Source organism: Brevibacterium oceani, assembly GCF_017948325.1.
GTDB lineage: Bacteria > Actinomycetota > Actinomycetes > Actinomycetales > Brevibacteriaceae > Brevibacterium > Brevibacterium oceani.
This window is the reverse complement of record NZ_CP072846.1, coordinates 3,148,848-3,163,117: the sequence shown is the minus strand read 5'-3', so window position 1 is coordinate 3,163,117 and position 14,270 is coordinate 3,148,848. Positions and strand designations below refer to the sequence as shown.

At 67.0% G+C, this 14,270-nt stretch carries 13 protein-coding genes; 6 read left to right on the top strand and 7 right to left on the bottom strand.

The window, feature by feature from the left end; translation table 11 throughout:
- Positions 1-102 precede the first annotated feature (102 nt).
- Positions 103-843, top strand: a complete 741-nt coding sequence (locus J9314_RS14050; RefSeq protein WP_210602981.1) for a TenA family protein — start codon at positions 103-105, stop codon at positions 841-843.
- An 18-nt stretch (positions 844-861) separates the two neighbouring features.
- Here the strand turns inward: J9314_RS14050 and J9314_RS14045 are convergent, their stop codons facing one another.
- The 6 genes from J9314_RS14045 to nadA all read right to left on the bottom strand — a co-directional run bounded on the left by J9314_RS14045 (position 862) and on the right by nadA (position 7,046).
- Positions 862-1,386 (bottom strand): DUF1648 domain-containing protein, encoded by a 525-nt coding sequence (locus J9314_RS14045; protein WP_210602980.1) that lies wholly within the window; start codon positions 1,384-1,386, stop codon positions 862-864.
- 112 nt (positions 1,387-1,498) lie between these two features.
- A complete protein-coding gene (locus J9314_RS14040; RefSeq protein ID WP_210602979.1) occupies positions 1,499-1,714 on the bottom strand; it encodes a hypothetical protein in 216 nt (71 codons plus the stop codon).
- A 125-nt stretch (positions 1,715-1,839) separates the two neighbouring features.
- A complete protein-coding gene (locus tag J9314_RS14035) occupies positions 1,840-3,000 on the bottom strand; it encodes a cysteine desulfurase family protein (protein ID WP_210602978.1) in 1,161 nt (386 codons plus the stop codon).
- A gap of 1 nt (position 3,001) precedes the next feature.
- Entirely contained in the window at positions 3,002-3,895 is an 894-nt protein-coding gene (gene nadC / locus J9314_RS14030; RefSeq protein WP_210602977.1) for a carboxylating nicotinate-nucleotide diphosphorylase, read from the bottom strand.
- Positions 3,889-5,763 carry an L-aspartate oxidase gene (gene nadB, locus J9314_RS14025; protein WP_210602976.1) on the bottom strand — a complete coding sequence of 625 codons (1,875 nt, stop codon included), beginning with the start codon at positions 5,761-5,763 and terminating at the stop codon, positions 3,889-3,891. Before nadB ends, nadC begins: the two co-directional genes overlap by 7 nt.
- Positions 5,763-7,046, bottom strand: coding sequence for a quinolinate synthase NadA (gene nadA, locus J9314_RS14020; protein ID WP_210602975.1), 1,284 nt, complete (start codon positions 7,044-7,046; stop codon positions 5,763-5,765). Before nadA ends, nadB begins: the two co-directional genes overlap by 1 nt.
- Positions 7,047-7,387: 341 nt before the next feature.
- Here nadA and panB point away from each other — a divergent pair, with 341 nt between their 5' ends.
- The 3 genes from panB (at position 7,388) to J9314_RS14005 (ending at position 10,902) form a co-directional block, all read left to right on the top strand.
- Positions 7,388-8,326, top strand: coding sequence for a 3-methyl-2-oxobutanoate hydroxymethyltransferase (gene panB / locus J9314_RS14015; protein WP_210602974.1), 939 nt, complete (start codon positions 7,388-7,390; stop codon positions 8,324-8,326).
- Positions 8,326-9,189, top strand: coding sequence for a pantoate--beta-alanine ligase (gene panC / locus J9314_RS14010; protein WP_210602973.1), 864 nt, complete (start codon positions 8,326-8,328; stop codon positions 9,187-9,189). Before panB ends, panC begins: the two co-directional genes overlap by 1 nt.
- A 282-nt stretch (positions 9,190-9,471) precedes the next feature.
- Positions 9,472-10,902: a mechanosensitive ion channel gene (locus tag J9314_RS14005; RefSeq protein ID WP_210602972.1), complete on the top strand. Its 1,431-nt coding sequence runs from the start codon at positions 9,472-9,474 to the stop codon at positions 10,900-10,902.
- A gap of 249 nt (positions 10,903-11,151) precedes the next feature.
- On the opposite strand, the gene J9314_RS14000 is transcribed toward J9314_RS14005, so the two are convergent.
- The gene (locus tag J9314_RS14000) at positions 11,152-11,841 is read right to left on the bottom strand and encodes a LysE family translocator (protein ID WP_210602971.1); all 690 of its coding nucleotides are present in this window, start codon (positions 11,839-11,841) and stop codon (positions 11,152-11,154) included.
- Positions 11,842-12,095: 254 nt separating this feature from the next.
- Here J9314_RS14000 and J9314_RS13995 point away from each other — a divergent pair, with 254 nt between their 5' ends.
- Together J9314_RS13995 and J9314_RS13990 are read left to right on the top strand one after the other, a co-directional pair.
- Positions 12,096-13,007: a LysR family transcriptional regulator gene (locus J9314_RS13995; RefSeq protein ID WP_210602970.1), complete on the top strand. Its 912-nt coding sequence runs from the start codon at positions 12,096-12,098 to the stop codon at positions 13,005-13,007.
- 124 nt (positions 13,008-13,131) lie between these two features.
- Positions 13,132-14,265, top strand: a complete 1,134-nt coding sequence (locus J9314_RS13990) for a GuaB3 family IMP dehydrogenase-related protein (protein ID WP_181273109.1) — start codon at positions 13,132-13,134, stop codon at positions 14,263-14,265.
- The last annotated feature ends 5 nt before the right edge of the window (positions 14,266-14,270 follow it).

Genomic DNA, 14,270 nt, shown 5'->3' with positions numbered 1-14,270 from the left:
CAGCCCAGAGCAGCACTCACCTCGCTGCGAATCACCGTCCCACGTCACACGAACACACAGCACACGAACACACCCACGTCGCACGAGTACAAAGGAGTTCCCATGACCGTCAACTTCTCCGCCGGACCACTGACTGCCCAGCTCTGGGACCGTGTCCGCCCGATCGTCGAGGAGATCGAGGCTTTGCCGTTCCTCGCTCAGCTCGCCGACGGCAGCCTCGACGCGCGCGCCTTCGTCAACTACATCTCCCAGGACAGCCTCTACCTCAACGGCTACGCGAAGGCCATGTCGTTCCTCGCCGCGAAGACCGTCGACCGTGACGAGTCCCGATTCTGGGCGGGTTCGGCCGCCGAAGCGATCACCGTGGAAGAGGGAATGCACGAAGAGCTGCTCGCCGATTCGCGGCTGGCGACCGCCCTGACCGAACTCAACGAGGCAGGTTCCCGTTTCAAGGCTTCACCGACGACGCTCGGGTATGTGTCCTTCCTCATCGCCACGGCTGCCAGTCGCTCCTACGGCGAAGGCGTGGCCGGTGTGCTGCCGTGCTTCTGGGTTTATGCCCACATGGGCAAGGTGCTCGTCGAACAAGCCGGACAGATGACCGAGGACCATCCGTACCGCACCTGGGTGCAGACCTACGACTCGCCTGACTTCGACGAATCGACCCGCCACGCGGTGCAGATCCTCGAACAGGAACTCGCGAAGGCCCCGAGCGAGGAGGCTTCCCGGATGCGCGCGGCCTTCGAACAGGCCTGCGTGTACGAACTGCACTTCTGGGCCTCGGCGCATGCGATGCAGAACTGGGACGTCTCCGTCTTCCTGCCGCAGGACGCGACCGTCTGACGCGATCGGCTCCATCGGTCATCTCGGCGGGCGGAGCCTGTGGAGGAGTCGCCACACGGCGAAGACCGTTGCGATGAGGAAGACCGCGGTCGGGACGAACGTCATCCACTCTGGCACCGTCGAGCTGCGCGCCTCGTGCATGATAATGACGAGCACCGAGGCGAACAGCAGTGCGACGAGGCCCGCGGTGATGCGCATGAACTCCATGAGGCAGTCGAAGAGGTAACCGCGATTGCCCGCTTCGAGCCAGTAGTCTCTGTGCGGGATGTTGAGGAATGCCGCCGGCACTCGCTCCCAGATCCACCGGATCGAGAAGACCGTCGAGATGCCGAGGCCCAGCGGAAGCAGAATTCCCAAGGTTCCTGCCTTCGACGACCAGTCATCGGCCCGACCCGCGGCATCGAAATGACTGGGCACCGGTTCGGGCGCAACAATCCAGAACCACACCGCCGCACCGGTGAGTACGAGCATCGAACCGACGGCGAAGACGAGCGCGGCGACCTCTCCGGGCGAGTTCCGGCGTGGCTGAGAAGAGGAAGGCATCCTGCCACTCTAACAACGGGGGAAGTCGGCGGCTCAGTGCCTCACTGGCGCGGATCTGGGCACCGAGCACGTAGCTCAGGGCCTTACGCGCGTGGCTCAGTGGCTCAGGACCTCACGCGCGAGCGGTGCCTGCCGGGTCGTCCGGGTAGTGCGTCATCGGACCGAAAGACCCGAGAGCGTGCCAGCCGCGGCGCAGCGTCGTCCACAGCAGCACGTGGTCGACCTCGATCAGGGGGACGCGGTCATGTTTCGGACAGGCGAACCGACCGATGAAGAACACAACGGTCGTGAACATCACAGCGATCATGAACAGTATCAGCAGATCCATGGCGGCCCCCTCACACCCGGTTCGATTCGACATTCTCAGTCTCGCCCCAAATCACGGAGAAAGATAGGGGCTATCCCACTTGCTGAGCGCACCGTGGTCAAAGTCACCCGTCGGTGAGGTCGCAATCACGCGAACGACGATGCCAGACTCTCTGCTGCCGAGACGACGGCGCGGGCGGCGGCGCGACCCTGTTCGGCCGTGATCGAGGACGGGAAGGTGAAGCGCACACTCGTCTGCGCGACCTCCGCTGCGATCCCCAGTGCCGTGAGCACATGCGAGGGTTCATCGTCGCCGACCGCGCACGCCGATCCGCTCGACGCGGTGACGCCGAGGCGTTCGAGTTCGAGGAGCACCGCCTCACCGCTGGTGCGAGAGAAGCAGAACGACGCATGGTTCGGTGAGCGCGATTCGGCGCTGCCGATGAGGAACGCACCGGGGACGGCGCCAACCACCTCGGCGATGAAATCATCGCGAATGGCTCGGACACGTTCGGCGGCTTCGGTCCGCTCCGCCTCGGCGAGTTCGAGGGCCGTGGCGAGGGCGACGGCCATGGCCACGTTCTCCGTGCCCGAGCGGCGCCCCGCCTCCTGACCGCCGCCGTGGATGAGAGGTTCGACGGGGATGCGGGCACGGATCGCGGCGACCCCGATGCCCTTCGGCGCCCCCACCTTGTGCCCGGCCAGGCTGAGCGCGTCGACGCCGAGCCCGGCCAGCGGCAGCCAGCCGGCGGCCTGCACCGCATCCGTGTGAAACAGCGCCCCCGCCTCGTGGGCGATGCCGGCGAGGCTCGTGACGTCGGCGACCGTGCCGATCTCATTGTTCGCATAACCGAGGCTCACGAGCACGGTGTCAGGGCGGACCGCCCGGGCCAGGGCCTCGGGCGTGATCGTGCCATCGGAGTCCGGAGCCACCTCGGTGACGGTGAATCCGTGGATCCGGTGGAGGAATTCCACCGAGGCGAGCACCGCTTCGTGCTCTATGGGGGAGGTGACGATGTGCCGCCGAGGTGGGGCCGCCGTCCGTGCACCGAGGGCCATGCCGATGATCGCGAGATTGTCCGCCTCGGTGCCGCCGCTGGTGAAGGTGATGTCGGTGGTCCGCATGCCGAGCACCCGCGCCACCCGCGTGCGCGCATCGGTCAGGGCCTCGGAGGAGAGGCGCCCGATCTCGTGGTGGCTCGACGGGTTGCCGAAGGCACCGACCAGATACGGCCACGCCGCCTCGATGGCCTCCCTGCGCACGGGGGCCGCCGAGGCGGTGTCGAGGTAGAGGCGGGCACCGTCCATGTCAGTTCTCCCGTGCTGCGGCGAGGTCGGCGGGCATTGGGTTGGTGTTGTCCAGTACGAGGTCGAGGCCGAGGTCGATCGCGCGCACGCTGTGGGTCAGGGCTCCCGAGGAGATGACGTCGACACCCGTGTCAGCGATCTGCGGGATCGTGTCCAGGGTGACGTTGCCGCTGGCCTCGACGATCGCGCGGCCGGCGATGAGGTCGACGCCTTCGCGCAGCTCGTCGGTGGTGAAGTTGTCGAGCATGATGATGTCGGCCCCACCGTCGAGGACGTCCGGAATCTGATCGAGGCGGTCGACCTCGACCTCGATCGTCGTCGTGTGCGGCAGGCGGGCTCGGGCGTCGCGGATCGCATCGGCGATGCTGCGGTCCTCACCAGCAAGGACAGCGAGGTGGTTGTCCTTGGCCATGACCGCATCCGAGAGTCCGAACCGGTGGTTGTGTCCGCCGCCGCACACGACCGCGTGCTTCTCGAAGGCGCGCAGACCCGGTGTGGTCTTGCGGGTGTCTGCGATGCGGGCACGGCCGACGGCCGCATCGACATACGCCCTGGTCTGGGTGGCGATGCCGCTCATGCGCTGGCAGAAGTTCAGCGCGATCCGCTCGGCCCGCAGCACCGCTCGGGCGGGCCCGGTGACGGTGGCGAGAAGCCGGCCGGCTGAGAAATCGTCGCCGTCGGCTGCGGCGAGGTCGACCGTGACCGAGGGGTCGATCAGGGTGAACGCGCGGGCGAAGACCTCGATGCCGGCGAGCACTCCATCTTCCCGTGCGCGCAGCTCGGCCCTCGCCGAGGCGGTCGCCGGGATGAAGGTCTCCCCGGTGATGTCGCCCCAGGGGGCATCCTCGTCGAGGGCGAGCCGGAGCGCGGCGTCGATGGTCGCGGTGGTCAGCATGCGGCGGCCTCCTGAAGTGCGGGGTGAGTCGGAACAATGTCGGTGGGGTGCGCGGGGTCGGTGCGGTGCGCAGTGTCGGTGCGTTCGGCGCGTGGGTCGACGGTGCCCGGCCGTGTGCCGTCGGCGTCTGTCCGTGAGCCGTCGGCTGCGGGGAGGGAATCGGTGCGGGCATGTGCGCCGAGGCTGTCCTCCCGTGCCAGCGCATGCCGAGCCATATGTTCGGCGATGAGTGCGAGATTCGCGGTCTCGTATGCCTCGATGAGCGACTCGTGAGGGAGGTGTCGGTGCGGGAGTTCTTCGTGCGGGAGGTCTGCGTGGGAGAGGCGGTCGAGCAGGGTCCGCAGGCCCGTGGCCGTGCGTTCGACACCGAGGTTGTCCCAAGTGAGAGCCTGCAGCTGGGTTCGTGTCAGTGCCGTCTGGTGCAATTCGTGAATGGAACGGTGCGAAGCACGGATCGGGGAGCGCAAGGGATCGTGGTCGCGGTGCATCAACGGTGAGTCATCGTCAGCGAGGTCGCCTCCGGACGAGTGCGACCCGGTGCTGCCGAGCTGGGAGGTGATGGCAGCGGCCGCGCGGCCGGCGAATACTGCTCCTTCGAGCAGCGAGTTCGAGGCCAACCGGTTCGCGCCGTGGACTCCGGTGCACGCGACCTCACCGACGGCGAAGAGACCGTCGATGCTCGTGCGACCGTCGAGATCCGTGGCCACCCCGCCCATGAAGTAGTGGGCGGCGGGAGTGACGGGAATGAGGTCGGTTGATGGGTCCAGGCCGTTAGTGGCCAGGCCTGCGGTGATGCTGGGGAATCTCGCGGCCACGTCGGGCACGTTTCGGGCGTCGAGGAAGCAGGGGCGACCGTCCTGAGCCGCCGAGGTCCGGTGCAGGGCCAGCGCCACCACATCGCGCGGGGCGAGTTCGGTGCGCGCGTCGACCTCGGGCATGAACCGGCGGCCGTGCTCATCGAGCAGAAGTGCGCCGGCCCCGCGCAGCGCCTCGGAGAGGAGGAACCCGGGCCCGGTCAGCGCGGTCGGGTGGAACTGGAAGAACTCGAGGTCACGCACCTGTGCGCCGGCTCGGATGGCCGCGGCCAGTCCGTCGCCGGTCGCCGCAGCCGGATTCGTCGTATGGGCGAAGACCTGCCCGGCACCTCCGGTGGCGAGCACGACCGCCTCGGCGTCCAGCCGTTCGAGGCGACCCTCGCGCAGGACGGTGACACCAGTGGCGCGGCCGGATTCGGGCGTGCCCGCCTCGGTGGTCACACCGGACGTGGTCACACTTGAGGTGGTGGTGCCTTCTTCGGCGGTCACGCCGGATGCGGTGGCGTCGTGTTCGGTTGGGATGTCGATGAGCATCGTATGCTCAAGCAGCCGCACCCGGTCGGCGACCACCTCGGTGCGCAACCGTGTCGTCAGGGCCGCGGTGATGGCTTGTCCGGTCGCGTCACCTCCAGCGTGGAAGATCCGGGGATGCGAATGTGCTCCCTCCATCCCGCGCGACCATGCCCCGGTCGGATCCGTGTCGAAGTCGACCCCCGCCTCGGCGAGGGAGACGATCGCCTCCCCACCGGCCTCGCACAGGGTGCGCACGGCATCGACGTCACAGTGTCCGGCTCCGGCGGACAGGGTGTCGGCGATGTGCGAGTCGACAGTGTCGTCGGTGCCGATGACACCGGCGATCCCGCCCTGCGCCCACGCGGTGTTCGACTCACCGAGGCTGCCCTTCGTCACCACGGTGACCTCGTGGCGACCGGCCAGAGACAGGGCCGCGCTCAGCCCGGCGATCCCAGTCCCGACGATGACGACCCGGCCCGTCGCTTGGAAGGTCGGGTGGTCGGAACTCAACGGAATCGGCCGCTGCGGTTTCGTGCTCATCAGATCCGAGGCTTCGCTGCGAGCATCCGTTCGAGGGAGACGCGGGCAGGCTCGGCCACCTCGGCGTCGACGGAGATCTGATTGACGACCTCGCCGGCGAGGAGCGATTCGAGCACCCAGGCGATGTAGCCGGGGTGGATGCGGTACATCGTCGAGCACGGGCAGATGACGGGGTCGAGGCAGAAGATCTCGTGCTGGGGATATTCGGCGGCGAGCCGCTGGACGAGGTTGATCTCGGTACCGACGGCGAACGTGGTCGGCTCGGTCGCCTCGGCGATGGCCTTGGTGATGTACGCGGTGGAACCGGACTCGTCGGCGGCCTCGACGGTCTCGCGCGGGCATTCGGGGTGGACGATGACGCGGACATCGGGGTGCTCGGTCCGGGCCTTGGCGATCTGGGCGGGGGTGAAGCGTTTGTGCACGGAGCAGAATCCCTGCCACAGGATGACGCGGGCATCGGTGAGTTCCTGTGCGGTGTTGTTGCCCAGTGGGCGTGTGGGGTTCCACAGCGGCATCTGATCGAGTCCGATGCCCATGTTCACCGCGGTGTTGCGGCCGAGGTGCTGGTCGGGGAAGAACAGGACCCGCTGCCCGCGTTCGAAGGCCCACTCGAGGACCACCTCGGCGTTGGACGAGGTGCACACGATGCCGCCGTTGCGGCCGCAGAAGCCCTTGATCGCGGCGGAGGAGTTCATATACGTGACGGGGATGATCGGCACGCGGCCGTCAGCGTCCGGGGCAGTGCCGAAGACCTCGGCCAACTGCTCCCAGCAGTCCTCGACCTGGTCGATCGAGGCCATATCGGCCATCGAGCAGCCGGCGGCGAGGTTGGGCAGGATGACCGACTGTTCAGGCTTCGAGAGCAGGTCGGCAGTCTCGGCCATGAAGTGCACGCCGCAGAAGACGATGGCCTCGGCTTCCGGGTGATGCTGGGCGGCCTGGGCAAGCATGAACGAGTCGCCGATGTAGTCGGCGTGTAAGACGACCTCGACGCGCTGATAATGGTGGCCGAGCATGACGACCCGATCACCGAGGGCGGCCTTGGCGCTGCGAATGCGGGCGTCGAGCTCCTCAGGCGACGCTTGCTTGTACTCCTCCGGGATCTCGCCCTGCCGCGGGGCGAGGGCCGGGATCGGGTCGGACAGCGAGGCGCCGGGACCGTAGCCGGGACGTTCGTCGACGTCCCACGGGGCATCGAGCAGCTCCGTCGAACACATGTCGTCGCCCTTGCGGCCGGCAGAGATGTCCTTGAGGGTGAGTTCGATCGAAGCTGTCGTGGTCATCATCGTCCTTCGTTCCAAGTTTTGCTCAAAGTTGATTTAATGCTTTGCGCAGATTTGAGCTTAATCCTGCGGCCGTGGAATGTACAACTCCGGGTTCCGCATCGGCGCGGCGAAGGTGCTGGTGGGCGCGGCGCCGACGATCACGGCGACGATCGCGCCGACGGGCGCTGGGGAGATGGCCGGGGAGGCGGCGGATGCTCTAGGCTGTGGTCTGGCTCGCAAACCGAGTCGATGCGCACTGCGGTGGGCGCCCCGTGAGAGGACTTGTCGCTTCCGACCGGAGCACAGGCCTCACCCCGCCCGCGCCGACACTGACGACATCGCACCTCCGAAGGATCCTCATGCCCGAAGCGGCACATTCGAACCAGACAGCATCCACCACCTCGGCCGAAGAGCCGTCCCCGTACGGCGGGGCAGCGACCGCGCCCTCCGGGACCGCTGCCCGCGGCGCAGGCGACGCGGGCAGCGCGCCGGCGGCCCCACCTCGGCGAATCCGCACCCTCGACCTCATCAAGGCCAAGGCCGAAGGTCGACGCTGGGCGATGCTGACCAGCTATGACCAGTACACGGCCGCGCTGTTCGAGCAGGCCGGCGTCGAGGCCCTGCTCATCGGCGATTCGGCGGCGAACAACGTCTATGGCCACGACACGACCCTGCCGGTCACCGTCGACGAGCTCATTCCCTTGGCCCGCGCGGTCGCCTCGGCGACGTCACGGGCCCTCATCGTCGCCGACCTGCCCTTCGGCAGCTACGAGGTCTCCGACGAACAGGCCGTGGCCACGGCCGTGCGGTTCATGAAGGAAGCCGGCGTCCACGCGATCAAGCTCGAAGGCGGGGTGCGGATGGCCTCGCGGATCCGCGCGCTCACGAACGCGGGAATCCCCGTCATGGCGCACATCGGCTTCACCCCGCAGGCCGAGCACAACCTCGGCGGGTACAAGGTCCAGGGTCGCGGCGGAGCCGGTGATGCGCTGCTCGAGGATGCTCGGGCCGTCGCCGAGGCGGGTGCGTTCTCCGTGGTCATGGAGATGGTGCCATCCGGTCTGGCCGGACAGGTCACGGCCGAGCTGGACATTCCGACCGTGGGCATCGGTGCCGGCGCCGACTGTGATGCGCAGGTACTCGTGTGGCAGGACATGGCCGGGCTGCGCACGGGACGCGCGCCGAGGTTCGTCAAGCGCTACGCCGATCTCCATTCCGTGCTCACCGAGGCGGTCGGGACCTATGTCGACGAGGTGAAGTCCGGAGTCTTCCCCGAACCCGAGAGGAGCTTCGACTGATGGAGGTCGGCGGCATCCAGGCGCTGCGAGCCTGGCGGGCGCGGCAGGCCGGTCGGGTCGGACTCGTGCCGACGATGGGCGCGCTGCACTCGGGTCACCAGGCGCTGATGACCCGGGCCCGCGCCGAGGCCGACCTCGTCGTGACGTCGATCTTCGTCAACCCTCTGCAGTTCGGTCGGGACGAGGACTTCGTGCAGTACCCGCGCCCGTTCGCCGCAGACCTCGAGAAGTGCGAGGAGGCCGGGGTCGACTTCGTCTTCGCTCCCGCGTTGGGTGAGATGTACCCATCGGCACCGGAGGTCCGGGTCGTCTCCGGGCGGATGGGTGCGGTGTTCGAGGGTGAGGCACGGCCCGGTCACTTCGACGGCGTGCTCACCGTGGTGGCGAAGCTGTTCACCCTCGTCGACCCGGATCTCACTGTGTTCGGGCTCAAGGACATCCAGCAGTTCTGCCTGGTCAGGCGTATGGTCGGCGATCTCAACTTCGATATCGAACTCATCGGTCTGCCCGTCGTCCGCGACGCCGACGGGCTGGCGATGTCGAGCCGCAACGAGTACCTCTCACCGTCCGATCGGGCTCGTGCGCTCGCGATTCCGCGCGCCCTCGATGCCGCGGCCGAGGTGGCTCGAGGGGCGGGCGCGGAAGCTTCCGGCGGGGGCCTGCCGGGAGAAGTCGAAGACGCGGCCCGGGCGGTGATCGACGATGCGGTTCGGCGCGGGGATCTCGAACTCATCTATCTCAGTCTCGTGGAGGAAGCGACGCTGCAGCCGTGCGGTCCGGACTTCCGGGGATCTGCGCTGCTGCTCGTCTCCGCAACCGTCGGCGGCACCCACCTCATCGACAATCTTCCGCTCGAATTCTGACGGCGCGTCGGTGCCGGTCGGCAGGCGGGTCGAGCGATTGCCGGCGGCCCGTCGACCGGTTGTATCGGCGCTTCGATATGCAATCGTGATCGGTTTATGAACATTCTGTTAACGCGTTGAAATGTTCGTCTGTGACAGCGGTGCGATGCGTTCACATGTGTGGTTTCGTGAATCGGATATCGGTCAGAAAACCTTGTTCTGAAAGTTCGCTAAGAATAGACTCCAAAACAGCAAGCGAAAAAACGCCTTGTCAATTCGCTGTAGCCGAAGGAGAAAAGCGACATGCAAAGCCAAGACATATGGTCGGTCTTGACGAAGGTCGGACTGGCAATCGTCATTCTCATCGTCACCTGGATCCTTGCCGCCATCGTCAAATGGGCGATCGGCAAACTCGTCACGAAGGTGCCCGCTCTTCAGAAGGACGGAAGCAACGGACAGCAGATCGGAAAATCGGTCGGACAGATATCCGGACTGGTCATCTGGCTGCTCGGACTCATCGCTGTCCTCCAGCTCTTCGAACTCGATCAGGTCCTCACACCGCTGCAGGGTCTGCTCGATGGAATATTCGGATTCCTGCCCAATATCATCGGCGCGGGATTCATCTTCTTCATCGGCTACGTCTTCGCGAAGATCGCCAAGCAGCTCGTTCAGACGGCACTCAATGCCGTCGATCTGACGAAGCTGACGTCGAAGTTCCGCTCACTTGGCGACAAGGCCACCGGCGTGGTCGACGGTTCGGCGAACTCCGGACGGCCTCAGCACGATGTCACTCAGCAGGTTCCCCAGGGTCAGCAGGGGATGCCGCCCCAGGGTCAGCCTCCCCAGGGCCAGCAGGGAATGCCGCCGCAGGGTCACCCGCAGCAGCCCGGCTACGCTCCGAACCCGAACGCCGAGGCGAACGCGAAGATCTCGAACCTCATCGGCAACCTGGTCTTCGGGATCATCATCATCGTCGTCGCGATCTCCGCGCTGCAGGTGCTCGGCATCGAAGCGATCTCGGGTCCGGCCGAGCAGATGCTGCAGATCTTCCTCAATGCGGTACCGCTCATCATCGCCGCCGGCATCCTGCTGGCGATCGGCTTCGTCATCGCGAAGTTCCTCGGCAATCTGCTCGAGCAGATCCTCGAGGGCATCGGCACCGACAAAGCCATCAATGAGATCGGCATCGTTCCCGAAGGAACCAGCGCCTCGAACGTGATCACCCGCATCGTCCAGGTCGCCATCATGATCTTCTTCGCGATCATGGCCACCCGGATGCTCGGCTTCGAAGAGATCACGAACATCCTCAACGAGATCCTCGACCTCGGCGGCAGCGTCCTCTTCGGCGCCGCGATCATCGCCGCCGGCTTCCTCATCGCCGCGATCATCGGGAAGTTCATCACGAACAATCTCGCGTCGAAGGTCCTGCGGTACTCGGCCATCGCACTGTTCATCGCGATGGGTCTGCGCTACATGGGACTGGCCGATTCGATCATCAACCTCGCCTTCGGCGCGGTCGTCATCGGCGGTGCCGCGGCAGCGGCCCTGGCCTTCGGCCTCGGCGGTCGTGATGCAGCCGCGAGGATGCTTAACAAGGTCGACCTCGACGAGGTGGCCGACGGCAAGGGCGCCGGCGCAGCGTCGAACACCGGCACGGTCGGAAACGGCGGGACCGGCAATGGTGGGCCTGGTGCGAACGGGGGAGCCGCCTCGGCGGGGGACCCTCAGCACTGACGCACTGAACCGCTCAGCGACCGCCACCTGAGGCCGGACGCGACAAGGGGTGGGGGAGTCGAGACAGAATCTCGACGCCCCCACCCCTTCGTCGTGCCTTACGCACGAAGCTCGGGCCCGCCTCCGCGCGATTCGTCACGCTTGCTGGGTGGGCGAAATGGTCCACTCCGGCCCTCGTGGGGACTCGACCATTTCGCCCACCCAAGAAGCTACGCGAAGTGCCGACGAGCGATACCCGCAGCCACTGGTTCAGATCGGGATGACGATGACGGCGATGCCGATGACGAGCAGGATGACCGAGGAGGCCGCCTCGATGACGAAATCGGCGCTGCGATGAGCCATCGCCGAGGCCGCGAGGCTCGCCATGCACGCGAGGATCAGCTGATACGACAGCAGGACGCCGAGCACGAGGGCGATGAGGACCGCGTAGTCGACTCCGCTCGGCGAGGCGGGCACGAGCGTGGGCAGGATGGCGAGGAAGAACAGGCCGACCTTCGGGTTGCTCAGCGAGGAGATGATCCCGCGGCGGTAGGACACGACCGAACGCAGGTGCCCCTTCGTGCTCGACTCCATGACGGTCGCGATCTCGCTGACCGGGCCCTCGGACTCATTCGCCGAGGTTGCCTGACGTTGGTGCCGGAGTCGCCGACGGAGCCGGATGGCCTGGCGGGCGGCGAGGATCCCGAGGAAGCAGAGGTAGAGGCCGCCGACGATCTTGAGCACCTGCACGGCCGCGGGGTGGACGGTCAGCAGTGCGGATACGCCGGTGAGTGCGAGGACCATCCAGATGACGGTGCCGGTGGCCGTGCCCAGTGCGTAGACGAGTCCGGCCTTCCGGCGCAGGGAGGAGAGACGGATCGTGAGGATCGTCTCGGGGCCGGGTGTGACGGCGAGGGCGGCGGCGGCGCCGGTGATGGTGATGATCTCGGGACCGGTCACGACTCTCCTTCGGAAGATGGTTGATCAGCGCGGGGCGATGCGTGGAGCAGGTGAATGGTGCAGGTGCATGGGGCGGGCGGTTGGTCCGGCTGGGACCGGCCGGTGCGGGTGGGGCAGCCGGAGGGTGCCCCGTGGACACGACACGTATCCCACGGGGCACATGACCATTCTGACGGCACCGATCGATCATGAAAAGCAATTGATAATGAACAACCATCAGGTGCAGCCGAATAGTGGTCAGCTAAGCTGTCACCATGTGGGATCTCAATCGTCTGCGGGTCTGGCGAGCCGTCGTCGCCACCGGCTCCGTCGTGGCCGCGGCGAAGAGCCTCAACTACACACCGGCGACGATCAGCCAGCACATCACCACGCTGCAGAAGTCCGTCGGCGCCACGCTGTACCGCCGGTCGGGCCGCGGCATCGAGATCACCGAGTTCGGCAAACGTCTGGCCGAGGACTCCGGTGAGGTCTTCGCCTCGGTGGCCAAGCTCGACGACCTCGTCGAGAGCTTCCGCAACGTCAGCCGTCCCCGTATGCGCATCGCCGCCTTCACCTCCTTCAACGCCCGCCTGCTGCCGGGCATCATCGAAGCTGTCGCCGCGGAGCACCCGGATCTGCGTTTCGACATCCAGCTCAACGAGCCGGCGAAGGGCCGGCGCAGCCCCTGCCTCATCGAGGTCCGCGCCGAAGTGCCGCAGGAGGGGGAGGTCCATCTGCCCGGGATGACGCGCATCCCGCTCTTCGATGACGACTATCGGGTCGTCGTCTCCGAGCGCCACGAGCTCGCAGGACGTGAGTCCGTGCCGTTCATCGACCTCGCCGAGCAGCATTGGGTCGATCACGACCTGTGGTCGGGACCGACGAGCACGGTCGTCGACCTCGCATGTGCGGCCGCGGGGTTCGAGCCGCGGAACTTCGCGGCCTCCGAGGACGACTTCGCGGCACTGGCGCTGGTCGCCTCGAATCTCGCGATCACCGTGCTGCCGCGACTGTCGACACTGCAGCTGCCCCCGGGTCTCGTCGCTGTCGATTTCACCGATCCGGTGCCGGTCAGGCGGATCGTCATGCACGTGCGGGAGAAGGAGGCGCACCTGCCGCATGTGCGCGCCTTCACTGCCGCCGCCGAGGCCGCCGTCGCCACCCACCTCACCTCTCTTGCTACCTGACGGCGGCCCAGCAACCTGGCGCGAGGGTGCTGGGCCGCCGTCAGGTAGTTCTGGGAGGGGAGACGCCCTGTTCCTCATAGTGGGCTGAGACCTCGCGCAGAGGGTCGTGGGATAGGCTGTTGGCGTGAGTTCTGAAATCGAAATCGGCAAAGGCAAGCGCGGCCGTCGCGCCTATTCGCTCGACGACATCGCCATCGTCCCCGCTCGGCGCACCCGCGACCCCGAAGACGTGTCCCTGAGCTGGCAGATCGACGCCTACCAGTTCGAGCTGCCGTTCATCGGCGCCCCGATGGACTCGGCCATGTCGCCGGAGACCGTCATCGCCCTCGGCCGCTTCGGCGGACTCGGCGTGCTCGACCTCGAGGGCCTGTGGACCCGGTACGAGGACCCCACCCCGCTGCTGGCCGAGATCGCCCAGCTGCCGGCCGAGATGGCGACCTCACGGATGCAGGAACTCTACTCCGCACCCATCCAGGCCGAACTCATCACCGCCCGTCTCGAGCAGATCCGTGAAGCCGGCGTCACCGTCGCCGGCGCCCTGACCCCGCAGCGGACCCAGCAGTTCTACAAGACCGTCATCGATGCCGGCGTCGACATCTTCGTCATCCGCGGCACCACCGTTTCGGCCGAACACGTCTCGACTCACACAGAACCGCTCAACCTCAAGCAGTTCATCTACGAACTCGATGTGCCCGTCATCGTCGGCGGCGCCGCCACCTACACCGCGGCCCTGCACCTCATGCGCACCGGCGCCGCCGGCGTCCTCGTCGGCTTCGGCGGGGGAGCGGCGGCCACCACCCGCAAGACCCTGGGCATCCACGCCCCGATGGCCACCGCCGTCGCTGACATCCATGCCGCCCGGCGGGACTACATGGACGAATCCGGCGGCCGCTACGTCCACGTCATCGCCGACGGCGGACTGGGCACCAGCGGTGACATCGTCAAGGCCTTCGGCGTCGGCGCCGACGCCGTCATGCTCGGCACCGCACTGGCCCGGTCGACCGAGGCCCCGGGCCGCGGCATGCACTGGGGCGCCGAGGCCCACCACCCGGAGCTGCCGCGCGGCCACCGCGTGGAACTCGGCACTGTCGGCAGCCTCGAGCAGGTGCTCTTCGGACCCGGCCGCACAGCGATCGGCGAACTCAACCTCGCCGGTGCCCTGCGCCGCGCCCTGGCCACCACCGGCTACCTCGACCTCAAGGAATTCCAGCGCGTCGACGTCACCGTCTCGCCCTACCAGACCGGATCGGTGGTCTGATCTGT

What these genes read in the sequence shown, in the direction of transcription:
- nadB (WP_210602976.1), bottom strand. Translation starts at nt 5,763, where the DNA reads ATGAGCACGAAACCGCAGCGGCCGATTCCGTTGAGTTCCGACCACCCG.
- nadC (WP_210602977.1), bottom strand. Translation starts at nt 3,895, where the DNA reads ATGCTGACCACCGCGACCATCGACGCCGCGCTCCGGCTCGCCCTCGAC.
- J9314_RS14005 (WP_210602972.1), top strand. Translation starts at nt 9,472, where the DNA reads ATGCAAAGCCAAGACATATGGTCGGTCTTGACGAAGGTCGGACTGGCA.
- J9314_RS14050 (WP_210602981.1), top strand. Translation starts at nt 103, where the DNA reads ATGACCGTCAACTTCTCCGCCGGACCACTGACTGCCCAGCTCTGGGAC.
- J9314_RS14040 (WP_210602979.1), bottom strand. Translation starts at nt 1,714, where the DNA reads ATGGATCTGCTGATACTGTTCATGATCGCTGTGATGTTCACGACCGTT.
- J9314_RS14045 (WP_210602980.1), bottom strand. Translation starts at nt 1,386, where the DNA reads ATGCCTTCCTCTTCTCAGCCACGCCGGAACTCGCCCGGAGAGGTCGCC.
- J9314_RS14035 (WP_210602978.1), bottom strand. Translation starts at nt 3,000, where the DNA reads ATGGACGGTGCCCGCCTCTACCTCGACACCGCCTCGGCGGCCCCCGTG.
- nadA (WP_210602975.1), bottom strand. Translation starts at nt 7,046, where the DNA reads ATGACCACGACAGCTTCGATCGAACTCACCCTCAAGGACATCTCTGCC.
- panB (WP_210602974.1), top strand. Translation starts at nt 7,388, where the DNA reads ATGCCCGAAGCGGCACATTCGAACCAGACAGCATCCACCACCTCGGCC.
- J9314_RS13995 (WP_210602970.1), top strand. Translation starts at nt 12,096, where the DNA reads ATGTGGGATCTCAATCGTCTGCGGGTCTGGCGAGCCGTCGTCGCCACC.
- panC (WP_210602973.1), top strand. Translation starts at nt 8,326, where the DNA reads ATGGAGGTCGGCGGCATCCAGGCGCTGCGAGCCTGGCGGGCGCGGCAG.